The sequence below is a fragment of the Morganella sp. Je.2.23 genome (genome assembly GCF_051129855.1).
Classification (GTDB): domain Bacteria; phylum Pseudomonadota; class Gammaproteobacteria; order Enterobacterales; family Enterobacteriaceae; genus Morganella; species Morganella sibonii.
In genome coordinates, this window is sequence record NZ_JBCPSQ010000001.1 from 1,454,116 (window position 1) to 1,471,285 (window position 17,170).

21 protein-coding genes are annotated in these 17,170 nt (G+C 45.7%); 5 read left to right on the forward strand and 16 right to left on the reverse strand.

Annotation, left to right across the window (positions count from 1 at the left end):
- Positions 1-16: 16 nt before the first annotated feature.
- The 3 genes from htpX to maeB form a co-directional block, all read right to left on the reverse strand.
- The gene (gene htpX / locus AAZR23_RS07025; RefSeq protein ID WP_054423988.1) at positions 17-898 is read right to left on the reverse strand and encodes a protease HtpX; all 882 of its coding nucleotides are present in this window, start codon (positions 896-898) and stop codon (positions 17-19) included.
- A gap of 341 nt (positions 899-1,239) precedes the next feature.
- Positions 1,240-1,629 carry a VOC family protein gene (locus AAZR23_RS07030; protein WP_046893584.1) on the reverse strand — a complete coding sequence of 130 codons (390 nt, stop codon included), beginning with the start codon at positions 1,627-1,629 and terminating at the stop codon, positions 1,240-1,242.
- A 52-nt stretch (positions 1,630-1,681) separates the two neighbouring features.
- Positions 1,682-3,961: an NADP-dependent oxaloacetate-decarboxylating malate dehydrogenase gene (gene maeB / locus AAZR23_RS07035; protein WP_434691485.1), complete on the reverse strand. Its 2,280-nt coding sequence runs from the start codon at positions 3,959-3,961 to the stop codon at positions 1,682-1,684.
- A gap of 453 nt (positions 3,962-4,414) precedes the next feature.
- Here maeB and AAZR23_RS07040 point away from each other — a divergent pair, with 453 nt between their 5' ends.
- Positions 4,415-5,044: a LuxR C-terminal-related transcriptional regulator gene (locus AAZR23_RS07040; protein ID WP_046893586.1), complete on the forward strand. Its 630-nt coding sequence runs from the start codon at positions 4,415-4,417 to the stop codon at positions 5,042-5,044.
- A gap of 29 nt (positions 5,045-5,073) precedes the next feature.
- Here the strand turns inward: AAZR23_RS07040 and AAZR23_RS07045 are convergent, their stop codons facing one another.
- A complete protein-coding gene (locus AAZR23_RS07045) occupies positions 5,074-5,631 on the reverse strand; it encodes a hypothetical protein (protein ID WP_230061164.1) in 558 nt (185 codons plus the stop codon).
- 162 nt (positions 5,632-5,793) lie between these two features.
- Between AAZR23_RS07045 and AAZR23_RS07050 the strand changes: the two genes are divergently transcribed.
- The 3 genes from AAZR23_RS07050 to AAZR23_RS07060 are packed head-to-tail and all read left to right on the forward strand — an operon-like array spanning position 5,794 to position 7,991.
- The gene (locus AAZR23_RS07050; RefSeq protein ID WP_434692424.1) at positions 5,794-6,171 is read left to right on the forward strand and encodes an ArsC family reductase; all 378 of its coding nucleotides are present in this window, start codon (positions 5,794-5,796) and stop codon (positions 6,169-6,171) included.
- 15 nt (positions 6,172-6,186) lie between these two features.
- The gene (gene dapE / locus AAZR23_RS07055; RefSeq protein WP_434691489.1) at positions 6,187-7,317 is read left to right on the forward strand and encodes a succinyl-diaminopimelate desuccinylase; all 1,131 of its coding nucleotides are present in this window, start codon (positions 6,187-6,189) and stop codon (positions 7,315-7,317) included.
- Complete coding sequence (locus AAZR23_RS07060) at positions 7,314-7,991, forward strand: M15 family metallopeptidase (RefSeq protein ID WP_218426210.1); 678 nt, start codon at positions 7,314-7,316, stop codon at positions 7,989-7,991. Before dapE ends, AAZR23_RS07060 begins: the two co-directional genes overlap by 4 nt.
- Here AAZR23_RS07060 and AAZR23_RS07065 read toward each other — a convergent pair.
- Positions 7,988-8,401, reverse strand: a complete 414-nt coding sequence (locus AAZR23_RS07065) for a DUF454 family protein (protein ID WP_052926815.1) — start codon at positions 8,399-8,401, stop codon at positions 7,988-7,990. The genes AAZR23_RS07060 and AAZR23_RS07065 overlap by 4 nt on opposite strands.
- A gap of 184 nt (positions 8,402-8,585) precedes the next feature.
- Positions 8,586-10,214, reverse strand: a complete 1,629-nt coding sequence (gene mdlC / locus AAZR23_RS07070; protein WP_434691491.1) for a benzoylformate decarboxylase — start codon at positions 10,212-10,214, stop codon at positions 8,586-8,588.
- A 524-nt stretch (positions 10,215-10,738) separates the two neighbouring features.
- Between mdlC and AAZR23_RS07075 the strand changes: the two genes are divergently transcribed.
- Positions 10,739-10,861 (forward strand): hypothetical protein, encoded by a 123-nt coding sequence (locus AAZR23_RS07075; protein WP_256680291.1) that lies wholly within the window; start codon positions 10,739-10,741, stop codon positions 10,859-10,861.
- 249 nt (positions 10,862-11,110) lie between these two features.
- Here the strand turns inward: AAZR23_RS07075 and lpxL are convergent, their stop codons facing one another.
- The 10 genes from lpxL to AAZR23_RS07125 all read right to left on the reverse strand — a co-directional run bounded on the left by lpxL (position 11,111) and on the right by AAZR23_RS07125 (position 17,097).
- A complete protein-coding gene (lpxL, locus tag AAZR23_RS07080; protein ID WP_218426212.1) occupies positions 11,111-12,040 on the reverse strand; it encodes an LpxL/LpxP family Kdo(2)-lipid IV(A) lauroyl/palmitoleoyl acyltransferase in 930 nt (309 codons plus the stop codon).
- 76 nt (positions 12,041-12,116) lie between these two features.
- On the reverse strand, positions 12,117-12,257 hold the full coding sequence (gene ymcF, locus AAZR23_RS07085) for a cold shock small protein YmcF (RefSeq protein ID WP_375546406.1): 141 nt from the start codon (positions 12,255-12,257) through the stop codon (positions 12,117-12,119).
- A gap of 9 nt (positions 12,258-12,266) precedes the next feature.
- Positions 12,267-12,479 (reverse strand): transcription antiterminator/RNA stability regulator CspE, encoded by a 213-nt coding sequence (gene cspE / locus AAZR23_RS07090; protein WP_107679770.1) that lies wholly within the window; start codon positions 12,477-12,479, stop codon positions 12,267-12,269.
- Between the two features lie 1,012 nt (positions 12,480-13,491).
- Positions 13,492-13,878 carry a hypothetical protein gene (locus tag AAZR23_RS07095; RefSeq protein WP_434691497.1) on the reverse strand — a complete coding sequence of 129 codons (387 nt, stop codon included), beginning with the start codon at positions 13,876-13,878 and terminating at the stop codon, positions 13,492-13,494.
- Between the two features lie 81 nt (positions 13,879-13,959).
- Positions 13,960-14,082 carry a hypothetical protein gene (locus tag AAZR23_RS07100; RefSeq protein ID WP_434691500.1) on the reverse strand — a complete coding sequence of 41 codons (123 nt, stop codon included), beginning with the start codon at positions 14,080-14,082 and terminating at the stop codon, positions 13,960-13,962.
- A 160-nt stretch (positions 14,083-14,242) separates the two neighbouring features.
- On the reverse strand, positions 14,243-14,563 hold the full coding sequence (locus AAZR23_RS07105; RefSeq protein WP_434691503.1) for a hypothetical protein: 321 nt from the start codon (positions 14,561-14,563) through the stop codon (positions 14,243-14,245).
- Between the two features lie 73 nt (positions 14,564-14,636).
- On the reverse strand, positions 14,637-15,026 hold the full coding sequence (locus AAZR23_RS07110; RefSeq protein WP_434691505.1) for an S-type pyocin domain-containing protein: 390 nt from the start codon (positions 15,024-15,026) through the stop codon (positions 14,637-14,639).
- Positions 15,027-15,346: 320 nt separating this feature from the next.
- The gene (locus AAZR23_RS07115) at positions 15,347-15,850 is read right to left on the reverse strand and encodes a hypothetical protein (protein ID WP_434691508.1); all 504 of its coding nucleotides are present in this window, start codon (positions 15,848-15,850) and stop codon (positions 15,347-15,349) included.
- Positions 15,847-16,692, reverse strand: coding sequence for a hypothetical protein (locus AAZR23_RS07120; RefSeq protein ID WP_434691511.1), 846 nt, complete (start codon positions 16,690-16,692; stop codon positions 15,847-15,849). The genes AAZR23_RS07115 and AAZR23_RS07120 overlap by 4 nt, the downstream gene beginning before the upstream one ends.
- 108 nt (positions 16,693-16,800) lie before the next feature.
- Entirely contained in the window at positions 16,801-17,097 is a 297-nt protein-coding gene (locus AAZR23_RS07125; RefSeq protein WP_182106841.1) for a hypothetical protein, read from the reverse strand.
- Positions 17,098-17,170 lie beyond the last annotated feature (73 nt).

Below are 17,170 nucleotides of genomic sequence, written 5' to 3' on the forward strand. Positions count from 1 at the left end.
TATTATCCGGAACTGATTAATTCAGGAACTGACCGCTGCGCAGTGCTTCAATACGCTTATCCAGCGGCGGATGGGATAAAAACAGCTCGCTGAATGATTTATTACGGCCGTTGATGCAAAACGCCATCATACTGCCCTCTTCCTGCGGTTCGTAACTGGTTTTCAGGCGTTGCAGTGCAGCGATCATTTTCTCGCGCCCGACCAGATTTGCCGAACCGGCATCCGCATAAAACTCACGGCGGCGGGAGAACCACATGGTGATAATGCTGGCCAGAATACCGAAGACAATTTCCAGTACCATAGATACCGCAAAATAAATCATCGGGTTGCCCTGGCTGCCGGCGTTTTCGTCATTGTTGTTTGACATAAAACCGGCCGCCAGTTGTGCCAGGATGCGGGAAATAAAGATAACAAAGGTGTTTACCACGCCCTGTAACAGCGTCATGGTCACCATGTCACCATTCGCGATATGGCTGATTTCATGGGCGATAACCGCCTCCGCCTCGTCGCGGCTCATATTTTCCAGTAATCCGGTACTGACGGCCACCAGCGATGCATCACGGCGGGCACCGGTTGCAAAGGCGTTAATATCCGGCGCATGGTAAATCGCCACTTCCGGCATACCGATACCCGCCTGCTGTGCCTGACGGCGTACTGTTTCCACCAGCCAGCGTTCGGTTTGTGTGGACGGGTTCGTAATGACCTGCCCGCCGACAGAGCGCAGCGCCATCCATTTTGACATCAGCAGAGACACAAATGCGCCACCGAAGCCAAATAACCCTGCCATAATCATTAGTCCGGTCACACTTTGACTCTGAACGCCGGTCAGCGACAGAATAATGCCGAAAACGACCATGACAGCCAGGTTTGTGAGTAAAAATAATGCAATTCGCATCATATCAGTACGATCCTTTAAAGAGTGTGCTCATCATATGCTTCAAAAATAGGGATATTTTGCCATATTTCAAGGCTTGTTAACGTAATAACTTTGATTATTAAACAACTTTACACTTAATTTTAATAAGTCATTTTTTTGCTGTTTTGTGCGATCCGGTTCGCAGTGCAGATAATCATCATATTTTATCAAAAAAACACTTTACTTTTTAAATGGGAAAAATTATCATTCTCGTTGTCGATACCTGAGTAAATTACTAAGGTATTGGCAAACGACATTGCTCACATTGCTTCCAGTATTTCGAAGTTTCTCAGCCAGCCATCGTGCTGGCTTTTTTTTATCCGTCAGCGGGTGTAAAACTCCACCGGCAGATTGTCAGGATCAAAACAGAAGAAAAAGGATTTACCGGTATATTCATCAGTGCGGATGCTGTCACAACGAACACCCGCTTTTTGCAGATGCGCTTCCCATGCCCTCAAATCGCGGACCGAAAATGCCAGATGACGCAGCCCGCAGGCTTCCGGTTGTGTCACCCGCGCCGGGCTTGCCGGAAAGGTAAAGAGTTCCAGCAGATATTCCCCGTTCAGCGCCAGATCCACCTTGTAAGAATCCCGTTCCGCACGGTAGTGCTCACTGAGCACCGTCAGTCCCAGCACATCACAATAAAATGCCAGACTGGCGTTGAGATCAGAGGCAATCACCGCGATATGATCCACTTTTTCAATCTTCAGCATACGTTTCCTGTATAACGCCCCGTTGCCGGGGCGTCTGATTTACTGCTTCGTGTTACAGTGGCTGAGTCTGCGCTTCCACAGCTGCCAGCGCGACCATATTGACAATACGCCGCACAGAGGAGATAGAGGTCAGAATATGTACCGGTTTATTAATCCCCATCAGTACCGGCCCTACTGTCACCCCCTCAGAAGTGGTTACACGCAGCAGGTTATAACTGATGCGTGCAGCTTCCCCGTTCGGCATAATCAGCAGGTTTGCCGCACCTTTCAGCGGGCTGTCCGGCATCAGATCACGGCGGATAGCGTCCACCAGTGCTGCGTCGCCGTGCATTTCCCCGTCAATTTCCAGTGACGGTTCCCGCTCACGGATCAGTGCCAGCGTATCGCGCATTTTCTCGGCTGACGGTGACGGACATGAACCGAAGCTGGAACGCGACAGCAGCGCCACTTTCGGCTCAATACCAAACCGGCGTACCGCGGCGGCGGCCATCAGGGTGATTTCAGCCAGTTGCTCTGCTGTCGGATCATCATGCACATAAGTATCCGCGATAAAGGTATTTCCCGTCGGCAGACTGAGGGCATTCATTGCCCCGGCGGTATGCACCCCCTCATGGAAACCAAATACATTTTCCACAATCCGGTAGTGTTCGTGATAATCCCCGACTATCCCGCAGATCATGCCATCCGCTTCACCACGATGCACCATAATGGCACCGATGCTGGTCGGGTTAGTGATAATGGCACGGCGGGCCTGTTCCTGCGTCACGCCTTTGCGTTTCATCCGCTGATAATATTCCTGCCAGTACTCGGCAAAACGCGGGTCACTTTCATTATTTACGATTTCAAAATCCTGCCCCGGCACTATTTGCAGTCCCAGTTTCTTGATCCGCATTTCAATCACATCCGGACGACCAATCAGGATCGGATACGCGAGTCCCATGCTGACCAGTTCCTGTGTCGCATGCAATATACGCGGCTCTTCCCCTTCAGCCAGTACAATACGTTTGCGATCTTTGCGTGCCATGGAGAAAATCGGCTTCATAAACAGTGTGGTTTTGTAGACAAATTCATTGAGATGTTCCAGATAAACACTGAAATCCTCAATCGGGCGTGTCGCTACCCCGGTTTCCATCGCCGCTTTGGCTACCGCCGGGGCAATTTTCAGGATAAGACGCGGATCGAACGGTTTCGGGATAATATATTCGCGGCCGAATGATAACTCCTGTCCGCCGTATGCGGAGGCCACCTGCTCACTCTGCTCAGCCAGCGCCAGGTCAGCAATCGCTTTCACACACGCCAGTTTCATCTCTTCATTAATTGCCGTTGCGCCGACATCCAGTGCACCGCGGAAAATGAACGGGAAGCAAAGCACATTATTTACCTGGTTCGGGTAATCCGAACGTCCGGTGCAGATAATAGCGTCCGGACGCACTGCCAGTGCCAGCGGCGGCAGGATTTCCGGTTCCGGGTTCGCCAGCGCCAGAATCAGCGGATCACGCGCCATGCCTTTGACCATTTCCGGCGTCAGCACGCCGGGACCGGAACAACCGAGGAAAATATCCGCACCCGGCATAGCATCTGCCAGGGTGCGCATGCCGTTATCATCAATGGCATACGCCGCTTTGGTTTCCGCCATATTGGCTTCGCGGCCTTTATAGATAACCCCTTTGGAATCACAGACAATAATATTGTCGCGTTTCAGTCCCAGCAGCACCATCAGGTTCATACAGGCGACAGATGCAGCCCCGGCACCGGAGACCACCAGACGGACATCACCGATCGCTTTATTGACGATACGCAGCCCGTTGAGTACCGCAGCGGTGCTGATAATCGCTGTACCGTGCTGATCATCATGGAAGACCGGAATTTTCATGCGTTCGCGCAGTTTCTTTTCAATATAGAAACATTCCGGTGCTTTGATATCTTCCAGGTTGATGCCGCCGAATGTCGGCTCCAGGGAAGCGATGATATCCACCAGCTTGTCCGGGTCGGATTCATTGACTTCAATATCAAAGACATCCACGCCGGAGAATTTTTTAAATAAGACACCTTTTCCTTCCATCACCGGCTTACCGGCCAGTGCCCCGATATTACCGAGGCCCAGCACTGCACTGCCGTTGGAAATCACCGCCACCAGATTACCTTTGGCGGTATATTTGTAAGCCGCCAGCGGATCTTCCGCAATTTCCAGGCAGGGTGCCGCAACACCGGGCGAATAGGCCAGTGCCAGGTCACGCTGGGTTGTCAGCGGTTTGGTCGGGGTGACGGTAATTTTACCGGGAGACGGAAACTGATGAAACTCAAGAGCACTTTGTTTTAATTGTTCGTCCATTTCAGGATCCTTTACAGGCATTAATAACAGGGTCAGGGCGGGTCAGCGGCATAAGATCAGCCGCCGGCCACATTATTCAGCGCTACATAAACAGTATACTGATAAATAGCGGAATAGTGAAAAAAGTCTAATATTCATGTAGTTAATGTGCAGAACCTGTTGAAAAAAACAACATATCGCTTATTGGTTAACTGATTATAGTGACCTTATCCCGTTATACCGCCAATTATATCCTCCTGTCTTAAACCGCTAATCCGCCCCCTATAATATGCTTTATGTTATTAGGGATATTATTATTTTTAAATACTTTGTTATTTGCACATATAACACTTTTGCGTAAAAATTAACTGTCTTGGCGAGCAGTATATATTTTTTGTTTTAATAATTAATGCATAAATTAAATTATTTCAATTAAAACTATCTTATACCACCTACCCGGCAAGGGAGAACTCTATGCCCCATCACACGATTATGGTTATTGATGACCATCCGTTGTTACGCTATGGTTTTAAAATGCTTTTACAGCCGGATTATGCGTTAACCATTATGCCGGAATTCACTGACAACAATGGCTTGTTCAGTCATATCCATCAGCATACCCCCAGAATGATTATATTAGATATTAATATCCGTGCTTTTTCCGGTATTGATTTCATCAAAAAATTACGTCACAAGAAAATATCCAGCTATATCCTGGTGTTTTCACAATCCCGGGAACGAAATGATATATATGCCGCTATTGATGCCGGAGCTGATGGTTATTTACTAAAGAATTGCGATGTTGATTATTTATTAAGTCAGATTAAAAATGCCTTTAAAGGAAAAAAGATTTTCAGTGAGGCCATTTATAAAATTTTACAGGAACGTGAACACTATCACGATCCGGTCAGTTATCTGACACAACGGGAAGCTGATGTGCTCAAAGAGCTGGCCTGCGGGATGAAAAACAAGGAGATTGCTCGGGCGCTGTTTATTTCGGAAGAGACAGTAAAGGTGCATATCCGCAATATTCTGAAAAAACTGAATGTGTCCACGCGACTTGCGGCCAGCCTGCTCTACCTGAAATACCGGCTGCCCCGCTGAGAGTGATCCCCGGGATAGCTGTCCGGGGGTTATTCGCTTTCTTCGTCGATACTCGCAGGTGTCGGGTAATTGAGCAGTTCCAGCGTACCGTCCGGATTTTCACGGACATCAACCTGGATGACTTCTTTATTCATACCACGGAGAATCGTATCCACCTCGCTGTAGGCGTAGCGGATATTTTTATCACGCGCCCACTCCGGCATACCGGTCACACCATAATAAAAATACACGGTGCTGATCCCGTCGCTCTGCGGTTCAATCGCTTTGATTTTACTGATACGCAGAGCGCCGTAACAAAAATCCTCATGCGGCAGCCAGGCTTCCTGCCCTTTTTCTGTCAGTTGGTATTCCACGCCGGACGATTTGATGGTCGCACGGATAAAACCGACGGAAGCCAGCGCATTCAGCCGTGAAATCATCCATGGTTCTGACTGACTTGAGCTGAACTGCGGCCATTTGTGTTCATCCAGGCACAGTTCACTGTTTTCGGTAAATTTGAGCTGAAGTTCATTAAGATACACGTCCGTTTGTCCCGCAAGGGTAAAGCTGGCAAATAACAGCGTGCTTCCGGCTAAGTACTCTTTCATCGATCCTGTCTCAACATCTTCCGGATGTTTTTGTCATGGTTATGGCGTAATGCTACCCCACTTTTTTGCATTTATCGAATACTCTCTGCACGTAAGATTCTGGATAACTGCATCAAATTCCCGCATTATGCTATTTTTCGTGTTCACGACAAAGGATAAATGATGAAAAATACAACCTCCGTCTGCCGGATTTTCGGGATCAAAAACTGCGACACGATGAAAAAAGCCCGTGCGTGGCTGGACAGCCATCAGATAGCTTATGTGTTTCATGACTACCGTCAGGATGGCGCGGATACGGAACTTCTGAGTGAGTTTGCCCGTCATATTGACTGGACGCTGCTGCTCAACAAACGCGGAACCACCTGGCGTCAGCTGGATAAAGCTGAGCAGGACGCGGTAACGGATGAGCAGTCCGCAGTCCGCCTGATGTCAGAAAAACCGGCGCTTATCAAACGCCCGGTACTCGTCTCTCCGGACGGCCGTTATCACCTTGGTTTTAAAGCTGATGATTATCAGCAGTTCTTCAGCCTCCCTGCCTGATACAAAGGAAACACCATGCATTGTCCTGTAACAGATCTGGCAAAACAGCTTATCAGCCGGGAATCCGTCAGCCCGGACGATAGCGGTTGTCAGGCGCTGATGACCGAACGTCTTATCGCCGCCGGTTTTACCGTCGAACCGATGCCATTCGGTGATACACAAAATTTCTGGGCATACCGTGGCGGTAACGGTACCACCCTCGCCTTTGCCGGTCACACCGATGTGGTACCGCCGGGTGACCTCAGCCACTGGCGCACCCCGCCGTTTGAACCGGCGCTGATTGACGGCATGCTGTACGGGCGCGGAGCCGCCGATATGAAAGGCTCACTGGCAGCAATGATTGTCGCTGCCGAACGTTTTACTGAACGTTATCCGGACTATCCCGGCCGCCTTGCTTTTCTGATCACCTCTGATGAAGAAGCTTCAGCCGTCAACGGTACGGTAAAAGTGGTGGAAACCCTGATGGCACGCCATGAAAAGGTGGAATATTGCCTGGTCGGTGAGCCATCAAGTCAATCACAATTAGGGGATATGATTAAAAATGGCCGCCGGGGCTCCGTTACCGCCAATCTGACTATTCACGGCACCCAGGGCCATGTGGCGTATCCGCATCTGGCCGATAACCCGGTTCACCGCGCCGCACCGTTTATACAGGATCTGGTGGCTGAGCACTGGGACAGCGGCAATCAGTTCTTCCCGCCGACCAGCATGCAGATAGCTAATATCCGTGCCGGTACCGGCAGTAACAACATCATTCCCGGTGATCTGTTTATTCAGTTCAATTTCCGCTTCAGCACCGAATCCACCGCTGAGTCACTGCAAGCCCGGATTGCGGCATTGCTGGAAAAACACCAGCTTAAACACACGATTACCTGGTCATTATCCGGTCACCCGTTCCTGACACCGGAAGGTCCGCTGACAGATGCCGTCAGTCATGCCATCGGCCAGTACTGTAATCTGACGCCGGAACTCTCCACCGGCGGCGGAACCTCTGACGGGCGCTTTATTGCGCGGATGGGCACACAGGTTGTAGAGCTGGGGCCAATCAACGCCACTATTCATAAAGTGAATGAATGCGTCAGTGCGGCTGATTTGCAACAACTCAGCCGTATCTATCAACGGATTATGGAGCAGATCCTGCTATGATGACGTTTGAAATGCTGACCGGGCAAACCCGTGATCATGTCATTAATTTTGCCGGTAATCATCATCTGCAATTTAATGCCACCAAAGCGTTCCTCGCCATGCAGAAAGCGGCAGCAACCGCCGGGTTTAAACTGATGCCCGCCAGTTCTTTCCGGGATTTTTCCCGCCAGCAGATTATCTGGAATGAAAAATTTGCGGGTATCCGCACTGTTAATGATGCTGAAAACCGTCCGCTGGATGTCTCCGGACTGTCAGAGGCAGAACGCTGTCAGGCGATTCTGCGCTGGTCTGCCATTCCGGGGGCCAGCCGTCATCACTGGGGAACCGAGGTCGATTATTACGATCCGTTCCGTCTGCCTGCTGACACCGCCCTTCAGCTCGAGCCTTGGGAGTATGAAGAAGGCGGCTATTTTGCCGCCCTTTCCGCCTGGCTGGCGGACAATATGGCACAGTTTGATTTTTATCTGCCGTTCACACAGCGTCAGACCGGCGGAGTGGCCTATGAACCCTGGCATATCAGCTACTGGCCGCTCTCTTATGAAGCAGAGCAGCTGTATACCCCGGAGACACTGGCGCGGGTACTGGAGACGCAGGATATTGCCGGGAAAACATGGTTACTGGCGAACCTTGACTCTGTTTATCAGCAGTATGTTAAATTACCGGAAAACGATTAATCCGGGGATTTATCCTCCGGCGCCGGGGGATTCTCCGGCGTCATTTCCTCTGTTTCCGGCAGGCGCAGCATAAAAATCAGCAGCCAGACCAGAATACACAGCAGCAACAGGCGGATATAAATCAGTTTCACCAGCCAGAGTGATACCGCGAACGTCAGCAGAATGACCACCACCGCCCGCCGTTTTGCTTTACGCGGCAGGCCTTTGTGTGTCTGCCAGTGACGGATATACCCGCCGAACCAGGAACGGTACAGCAACCAGTGATGGAACCGGGGAGATGAGCGGGAAAAACACCATGCCGCCAGCAACAGAAACGGCGTTGTCGGCAATACCGGCAGCACGACACCCAGGGTTGCCAGTATGACGGCAATCCAGCCTGATAACAGCAGCAGTATACGGGTGAACGGCATGAGTTTCTGGTCTTCCGGTAATGAGAATGCAACTCAATGTTATCGTTGTGTAACACCTTATTCAACTGCCTTGTGACCACAAATGTTAATCCGCTGACAAAACGGCACTCTGTTCCGCACAGAGAGCCGTTCAGGCTGCTTCCCGTATTATTACCGGTAAACAATCAAATGATTGATACTGCTGTCACATCAGCGGCGGTACCGACGGCCGGATCGGCACAGCAAGTACGGTCGGTCCTTTACGTTGCAGTGCGGCTTTGCAGGCTGCGATCACGTCATTTTCGGTTGTTGCCCTGACCGCCGTACAGCCATAACCGGTGGCAAGCGCAGCAATATCCAGTCCCGGAATATCCAGCCCCAGCACACCCGGCGTGTCTTCCAGCACGGCAAATGATTTCAGAATACCGTACTGGCCGTTTTCCGGAATGACAAACAGGATCGGCAACTGATGCTGTGCGGCAGTCCATAATCCCTGCACAGAGTATTGCATAGAACCGTCACCGATAATCGCCACTACCGGCCGGTTACGCCCGCTGTCCCGTTCGCCAAGCGCAATCCCCGCGCTGGCCGGTAGTGTCCAGCCGAGTGATCCGCTGGCAAAGGTATAGAATGAATCCGGTTTATCCACCGGCCACGCCGCATGGAGTTCCCCGAGGTTAGAGGGGGATTCTTCGGTCAGAATGGTATCTTCCGGTACGGCGCTTCTGACTGCACGAAACAGCTGTGAAGCACTCAGCAGCCCGTCAGATGCCGGTTCCGGTGCGGCAGGATGCGGTGCCATCCCGTGCGGTTGTTTACTGATAGCGGCTGTCCGTGCCGGACGAGCTGTCACCCGTTCCGTTAACTGTTCAACCGCCAGTACCGCGTCACTCAGCAGGCTATCCCCGACCGGTGCCCGGCCTGCTTCCTGCGGGTCGTCAGTGATATGCAGCAATTGCAGTCCCGCCGGGATATAGTCACCGGCCACATACGGATAATAGCGGAAAACCGGTGCACCGATTATCAATGCCACATCATGACCGGCAAGCTTATCCGAAAGCGGTTTCATCGCAAACGGCAACCCCCCGGCATACAACGGGTGTGACTCCGGAAACGGCGGGCGCTCTGAGGCCGGAGCTGAATACACCGGGATATTCAGTTTTTCCGCCAGCCGGATGCCGGCATCCCAGCCCTCTCCCCGCGCAAGGGATGAACCGTAAATCAGTACCGGGTTTTTCGCCTCTGACACGCGCTGTGCAAACTCACGCATTCTCACCGGATCAGCACTGACCCGGTGAGAGACGGTGCGCACAACCGCACTATCCGATTCCGCCGGTTTATCCCAGTCATCCAGCGGGATCGATAAAAAGACCGGCCCTGCCGGCGGTTGCAGAGCCATGGCATACGCCCGCATAAAGGCTGCCGGAACATCTTCCGCCCTCACAGGCTGGTAACTCCATTTCACCCACGGCTCCGGCAATGTTTCCGGTTTAATATTGGTCAGCCACGGCTCCATCAGCAGCATGTCGCGTGTCTGGTTACCGGCAGTGATAATCAGCGGTGTGCGGTTCATATACGCGGTGAGGATATTACTCATCGCATTGCTCAGCCCGGCGGATGTATGTACATTCACCAGTGCAACATTGCGGGTGGATTGCGCATAGCCATCAGCAGCCGCTACGGCGGAGGATTCATGCAGTGTCTGGATATAACGGAAATCCGCCGGAAAGTTTTTCAGGAACGTTTCCTCTGTCGAACCGGGATTACCAAAAACAGTCGTGATATTCAGTTGCCGGAGTAATTCAAACGTCACCTGACGGATTGTTTTTCCCATTGTCATGCTCCCGTGAAATTATTATTTCCCCGGTACTGAACATACCGGCGAATGAAAAAAGATATGCGGATGGATTTATCTGCCGATGCTATTTTTTACTTAAATAACAATAACAAATAAAGATAAAGCAGATTAAAAGAAACCGGAAAATGCAGATACTGAGACTCTATTACAGGGAAAAATAAAGATCAAACACCGGCCTTGTACCGTTGCCACAGATTATCCGGGTAGCAGAATCATTATTTCTGATATAAAGCAGAAAGATAGAGGTAAGACCAGATAACAGACTCATAAAAAGTCAGAGCAATACACCTGCCGGAGCCGATTGAGAGTGAACAAAGCGATAACATGCTGCCTGTTTATGAATCCGTTACAGTATCGTTTAACCCGGAACTGTTATTGTCTGCCCCGTGGTACCAATTGGTTATTCTTGTTTTTTTCAGCTCTCAGCGGATGCAGAGAGCTTTTTTTTTATTTTCGGTATACTATCCGGATTATTCAGACTATTTATGTGCGGAGGCCGTATGCTGAAAATATTCGCCTTTATTGCCGTTATCCTGCTGTCAGGTTGTGCGGGAGTTGGTGTCGGGGCATCCGGAGGTTCGGAAGGAACTTCTGTGGGGATAGCGACAGGTATCGGTTTTTAATCCGGCTGTTAATAAATAAAAAAGTAACAGCAAATGCACTGATCATTTACACGCAGCCTGAGTGTACGAATTGCCTGAACTCACCAAAGCATACTTCACCATACAATGACTCTGCCTTTGGCTGACTTTTTTCAACGCCTGCCCCGGAGAGATACATCTCCCCGGACGGGTATAATGCGTATTCATTACCCTGTACCGCAGTTTATAAGCGATGTGATACAGGAGGCACTCAACGGCAATCTTTGTAACTTATTTGTACAGAGAACTTTCTCCCGGAGGTCTGGTCTTAAACCTTCTGTGTGCCCACAAGTATTGCTCTGGTGCACGCATAATTTCTGTCTCTATAATTTGATTCAGCCTGCAGGCATCAATCGCGTCATCACCAGACGAAAACTCATTAATTTCTTTGCCAATTATTAATTCGTAAGGTTTCTTATTATTCTCGTTATTTCTTATCATTGTTGCAGTCAATATCGGTGACCGTGATAATTTGACAATGGTTGAAACACCTTTGGATGTCGAAGCCTCAGCTACCGAGAAAAAAGGAGCAAAAATAGTGCCTTTAGCGCCAAAATCCTGATCAGGTGCAAACCAGATTGCCTGGCCGCGCTTTAATTCGGATACCATAAACTTCAAATTTTTCCGGTCAATCATCCCGTTTCCGGAGCGGCTGCGGCACCTTGTCTGTATATACTCCATTGCTTTATTGTTGTGCGGACGATACATAGCATTTACAGGAAAACACAGCCCCATAACCCTGCCCCCAAGCTCCAGCGACATAGAATGGATACCAATAATTAAAACACCATTATTCCTGTCATATGCATCATTGAAATTATCACCGCCAGTTACTCTGAATATTGCATTAATTCTTTTGTCATTCCAGAACCAGGCAATACCTGTTTCAAATAATGCAATTCCCAAAGATGACAGATTACTTGCGATCATACTCTCTATCTGGATTTTATTTTTATCCGGAAAACATAATTCTAAATTTTTTTTAATTATAGATACCCGCCTTTTCAGGAATAAACCTGAAAAACGGCCTAACTTATCGCCTAAAAACACAAGCCACGGATAAGGCATCTGAACCAGACAAAAAAGCAATAGAATGCCGAACCAGGTTAAAATGTACCTTGGGTGAAGAAGCCTGACAGAAAAATTATTCAGAGAATACATTTTTTTCCGATACGTAATAATGACTACATAATAAAAAGGCCCGATAATATTATCAGGCCCCGGAATTTAGTCTTTTCTATTGCTCAGACAACAACATTACCGTTTTACAAAAAATGCATTTTGCACCATACGGATTTGATGCAGAAACATCAAAGTGCGAAGTTCGGTATTGTGTTCCGCAGCAACAGGGACACTGAAGAAACAGTGTGATAATCATCGGTGCGCCTCAGAGCCCCACCACATTTGCTGCAGACGGACCTTTTGCCCCGTCTTCAACATTGAAGGTAACATTCTGACCTTCATATAATGTTCTGAAGCTGTCGCCCCGGATCGCAGAGAAGTGAACAAACACATCTTTGCTGCCGTCAGCCGGAGTGATGAAGCCAAAACCTTTCGATTCGTTAAACCATTTTACTGAACCAGTCATTGTATCAGACATAGAATTTCCTTTAATTTTTTTGATTGCCATAAGGCATATGAGGTTTGTTTTTTATTTTTACTTATGGGAATTAATTAGAAGGAATTCGCAATGAAGTGGTATCGGGGATAACGCTAAATGGTGAACGACTTTAAACTGACCAGCATAAATAGGCCTGTACTTCCAAACCAGTGACGCCATTGAGCCACAGATGATCACAAATAGCAAACTTTATTATTTTATTCTCAGATATTACGTATCAATACACATAAATTACGACTGATTTTAGCAATTTATCTTATCTGTTTACCGGCATAAAGAAAAAAGTGAAAATGGAGGTTTCAATTTATAAGCAATACGAAACAGAAATAATTCTTATCATAAGCGCATTTTTTACGACCGCAATGCATTCATAAATAAATTTTATGATCTCTTCCCAAAATCATAATTTTATTATTTTTATTTTATAAAGTTAATTTTTTTGAAATCACAATGCCACTTACCCCTGAGCTTGAATTAACATGGTATAAATTAAAATCATTTGGCATTCCTTTTTGTAATCCATACTCATCAACAATTAAATCAGGGATATTTTTATAACTAGATATTTCAAATATTATGTTTTGCATCTCGAATGACGTTAAGTCCTAATAAAATACATCACAAAATATAATAATTGAATCATCATCAATGTTGAATATTAATTCATTATTTATTTTATTGCACGCAATGTAAATAATAGATAAATCATGTATATTTAATATATTAGTTATTTATTGTTTCTCCTGTTCTTAGTGGCCTTCCATCCAACCGAATTTTATTGACCGCTTGCTCTGGTGAATAAACTTTCGCAGGGACGCATCGACCAGACAATTAGGTTATGCTCGAAAATAGCATAATCCAGTAGAAAAAATAGCGGGCTATCATTGCCGCTCCTTAATTTTTCTCTTCCTCTTGTCAAACTGCTCCAACCAGGTGACTGACTTTCCCTACCCTTTTGGGCAGGAATTAAATCTCCAGTATAAATATGATTCTAGATATTATTTTTATTTTTCACAATACTTCTTATTTTAGGCGTTAATATAAAACAATCCTCAAGAGGCTCATCATCTAAAGACCAGTATTGTATTAACTCCAAATGTGACATGTAATTATCAGACAGTAATTTTAATGCATTAATTATAACCGCGTCAGTATCAGAATCTCCATAACTTAATAAATCATTTGTGATGTCTAGAATCAACCTCATCAATTCATTTTTTTCAAAAAAATTATAGTCATCATTTAAGTAATGGATAACATACTTATTTAGCCATTCTTTTGTGCGAAATTCTTCAGGTAATTCATATATCCAGTCTTGTGTGAATGAATCACCTGATGGTATGCCTGGTTTTTTAGCTGGATTATTTGGTAACGTCATGAAAAATCCTTATTTAGTTAGGATGTGATGAATTAAATGGAAAGGATGTTCTAACGGAACCATCTGGTTTTACAACAACCCTTACCATGTCTGAAGAAACTTCAGTTCCATCAGGTAAATATCCCCGTGCTTTAATATTTTCAGGTAAAGCCACATCATGAACACCAGGGCCTGATCATTATCGCCCTCTGTCGCGAAAGACATCACATCCGGACAACCGGTTTCTGTATTTTCCTGATACCTAATCCGGATCCAGGTCTTCGTTCCCTTGATGATGTATTTTTTAGTTAACACATGGGCGTTATGGTAGCGATAACAATCAACCTTATATGATAATAAAGTTGATTGTCTTTAAATAATTTTATTACTTTTCTTTTATAAGATTAATTTTTTTTGAAATTACGATGCCACTTAGTCCTGAGCTTGAATTAATATGATACAAATTAAAATCATTTGGCATTCCTTTTTGCAATCCATACTCATCAGCAAGTAAGTCAGGAATTTTTTTATAAATAGATATTTCAAATATTATGTTTTGCATCTCGAATGACGTTAAGTCCCAATGAAATACATCACAAAATATAATGATTGAATCATCATCAATGTTGAATGTTAATTCATTTTTTGTTTTATTGTACGCAACGCCAATAATAGATAAATCATGCATATTTAATACATTAGTCATTTATTGTTTCTCCTGTATTTAATGGCCGTCCATCTAACCGAATTTTATTTGGTGCTTGTTCTGATGGATAAACTCAATCATGTGCGTGAGGATCTCCAGCTCCATGATCATGTCCAAAATCAATATCTCTTATTGGTTTCCCTTCGGAATCATATCTTCGTAGTTGTTGTAATTCATTTGTCTCCGGATGCCTTTGTTCTAATACGTCATTAGCGGGGCCATTGTCACCATTTTTTCCTTCGGGTAATCTATTTTTTGTTCTTTTACCTTTTTCACTCAAATACACATAAATCGCCGGTATATCAGCAACCGGTGTGATCAGGATGTAATCATTAAAATCCTGCTCCCCAGGTGCAGGCGTGGTCAGAATGACCGGACCGTTATCATCATGCGCCTGAAACCCGCCGGAGCTGTCCGGCCGGCCCGGAATATAAGGGTTGTGATTGCCGGTATTCGTCGGCACATCGACCGGCTCAATATCACCGCCAGTATGCCAGCCTCTGCCTCCGAAGTCATCCGGATGGGTTGAGGAGGCCAGCTCAACAAATTTATTGTCTGTACCAACACCGGGATACAGAATATGCCCATCATCCAGTGTGAATTTATAAATCGTCGCCAGTGATTGCGGGATCGGCAGACCGTCTGAAGAACGGTATGCCTGACGGCTTCCCCAGATTTCGTTTGCTTCAAATTCCGGGGCTTTTTCCCAGTTTTGATTCTACGTAAGAAACTATTCCGTTGAACACCACCTCAATATTGAAGTATTTTATCAAAATTATGCAATTAATAAATTTTGTTGTAATCGATCGGTTCAAAATATTTAGCCAAGCATTTATCTATATGTTTAGCCAATAATGGGATATCAGCAAAAGCAAGTTGGCCATATTCTGGGTGGTATTTCTCAAAGTATAGTTTTAAAGGTATTCCCTCTAAATTAGCATAGTCTTTAAGTTTTTTCTCTGTAGCTATTAATGGAGAAATAGTCCAGTTATACTGATTGTTTCTTTTTTTAAACCCAAATAAAGTCCATGGTAGTTTACCAGTAAATGAATTTACGGAATCTCCTAATATTTTTATGAAGCCAATTGGTTCGAAATTACTATTGATACGAAAATTTGTTGATGGAAGGATATTAATCCCATCATATACATAGGTGTCAGTGCAAAGAATATCCAGAGGGTTAATACTCCTTTTTATAAAGCGGATGTCCACATTTCGCCACTCAATAACAACATATTTTTTTATAACTTCGATTACTTCACTGCCTGTGTTTTTTTCACCAATCATCTATTTAATCCTTTTGGTTTATTTGAAATGATAAAAGGATTATCATTGTTCATGCTTTTTATATGTTTTTCCCAATCGCCTTTAGGAATGGCTTGTTTTGACAACCTAGGGTCATAAATATACTTACCATCAGTATATACTTGGTGATATGTCATATCAGCTTTACTAACACCATTTTCGAGAATGGTAATTTCACCAAATTTATCTACTGGCTGAACTTCAATAATATACCCTGCACCATCTGCGGCTTCCAGTAATCTATCAGCAATTTCAGAGCAATCATAGTTATCATTATTTAATAAATCTTGATATTTAGGATCATTCATCTTGTCAAGAACAGCCTGATTAGGAGGATAATCGGATGAAGCATCTCTTGCTGGCCTATTTAATCCTGGTAGTTCTTCACTCAAATACACATAAATCGCCGGTATATCAGCAACCGGTGTGATCAGGATGTAATCATTAAAGTCCGGAGCCTCCGGTGCCAGTGTGGTCAGAATGACCGGGCCGTTATCATCATGCGCCTGAAACCCGCCGGAGCTGTCCGGTCGTTCCGGAATATAAGGGTTGTGATTGCCGGTATTCGTCGGCACATCGACCGGCTCAAGATCACCGCCAGTATGCCAGCCTCTGCCTCCGAAGTCATCCGGATGGGTTGAGGAGGCCAGCTCAACAAATTTATTGTCTGTACCAACACCGGGATACAGAATATGCCCATCATCCAGTGTGAATTTATAAATCGTCGCCAGTGATTGCGGGGTCGGCAGACCGTCTGAAGAACGGTATGCCTGACTGCTGTTCCGGATTTCATTTGCCTCAAATTCCGGGGCTTTTTCCCCCATTCGCACCCGGACCTGATCGTTATAGCCCTCTGTTGAAGAAATTTGTGCCTGATAAAGAATATATACCTCTCTTTACTTCTCCACCAGGAAGAAAATAGAGGTATTTAGTTATATTTTTGATATTGCTATTTCAATTGATTTTTTTAATTCGGAAATGTTAGAGGGTGAATCAGAATAAATGGGGTTATCCCATATGTAATCTTTAACAAGTAATAACTTAAAAGAACCATTTATTTCAAATGATGGTCTCCATCCGATATCTAAAATGTAGCCACTTGGGAATGAAACTTGTAGCATGTCTTCTTTTAACTCTTCTAACTGTTCACTTAAATCGATATTTTCAGATATATTAAAATCATCAAATATTACAATTCCGTTATTTTTTGAAAAATCGACATCGACCATTTTTATAGTTTCCTGAACTTATCACGCTACTATACAAACAAGAAATAACTCGTGGCAATTACATTAAAATAAA

What these genes read in the sequence shown, in the direction of transcription:
- AAZR23_RS07065 (WP_052926815.1), bottom strand. Translation starts at nt 8,401, where the DNA reads ATGCCGTTCACCCGTATACTGCTGCTGTTATCAGGCTGGATTGCCGTC.
- AAZR23_RS07100 (WP_434691500.1), bottom strand. Translation starts at nt 14,082, where the DNA reads ATGTCTTTCGCGACAGAGGGCGATAATGATCAGGCCCTGGTGTTCATG.
- AAZR23_RS07120 (WP_434691511.1), bottom strand. Translation starts at nt 16,692, where the DNA reads ATGGGGGAAAAAGCCCCGGAATTTGAGGCAAATGAAATCCGGAACAGC.
- AAZR23_RS07105 (WP_434691503.1), bottom strand. Translation starts at nt 14,563, where the DNA reads ATGACTAATGTATTAAATATGCATGATTTATCTATTATTGGCGTTGCG.
- AAZR23_RS07060 (WP_218426210.1), top strand. Translation starts at nt 7,314, where the DNA reads ATGATGACGTTTGAAATGCTGACCGGGCAAACCCGTGATCATGTCATT.
- AAZR23_RS07115 (WP_434691508.1), bottom strand. Translation starts at nt 15,850, where the DNA reads ATGATTGGTGAAAAAAACACAGGCAGTGAAGTAATCGAAGTTATAAAA.
- AAZR23_RS07095 (WP_434691497.1), bottom strand. Translation starts at nt 13,878, where the DNA reads ATGACGTTACCAAATAATCCAGCTAAAAAACCAGGCATACCATCAGGT.
- lpxL (WP_218426212.1), bottom strand. Translation starts at nt 12,040, where the DNA reads ATGTATTCTCTGAATAATTTTTCTGTCAGGCTTCTTCACCCAAGGTAC.
- AAZR23_RS07030 (WP_046893584.1), bottom strand. Translation starts at nt 1,629, where the DNA reads ATGCTGAAGATTGAAAAAGTGGATCATATCGCGGTGATTGCCTCTGAT.
- dapE (WP_434691489.1), top strand. Translation starts at nt 6,187, where the DNA reads ATGCATTGTCCTGTAACAGATCTGGCAAAACAGCTTATCAGCCGGGAA.
- AAZR23_RS07040 (WP_046893586.1), top strand. Translation starts at nt 4,415, where the DNA reads ATGCCCCATCACACGATTATGGTTATTGATGACCATCCGTTGTTACGC.
- ymcF (WP_375546406.1), bottom strand. Translation starts at nt 12,257, where the DNA reads ATGATTATCACACTGTTTCTTCAGTGTCCCTGTTGCTGCGGAACACAA.
- AAZR23_RS07125 (WP_182106841.1), bottom strand. Translation starts at nt 17,097, where the DNA reads ATGGTCGATGTCGATTTTTCAAAAAATAACGGAATTGTAATATTTGAT.
- AAZR23_RS07050 (WP_434692424.1), top strand. Translation starts at nt 5,794, where the DNA reads ATGAAAAATACAACCTCCGTCTGCCGGATTTTCGGGATCAAAAACTGC.
- htpX (WP_054423988.1), bottom strand. Translation starts at nt 898, where the DNA reads ATGATGCGAATTGCATTATTTTTACTCACAAACCTGGCTGTCATGGTC.
- maeB (WP_434691485.1), bottom strand. Translation starts at nt 3,961, where the DNA reads ATGGACGAACAATTAAAACAAAGTGCTCTTGAGTTTCATCAGTTTCCG.
- AAZR23_RS07045 (WP_230061164.1), bottom strand. Translation starts at nt 5,631, where the DNA reads ATGAAAGAGTACTTAGCCGGAAGCACGCTGTTATTTGCCAGCTTTACC.
- AAZR23_RS07075 (WP_256680291.1), top strand. Translation starts at nt 10,739, where the DNA reads ATGCTGAAAATATTCGCCTTTATTGCCGTTATCCTGCTGTCAGGTTGT.
- cspE (WP_107679770.1), bottom strand. Translation starts at nt 12,479, where the DNA reads ATGTCTGATACAATGACTGGTTCAGTAAAATGGTTTAACGAATCGAAA.
- mdlC (WP_434691491.1), bottom strand. Translation starts at nt 10,214, where the DNA reads ATGGGAAAAACAATCCGTCAGGTGACGTTTGAATTACTCCGGCAACTG.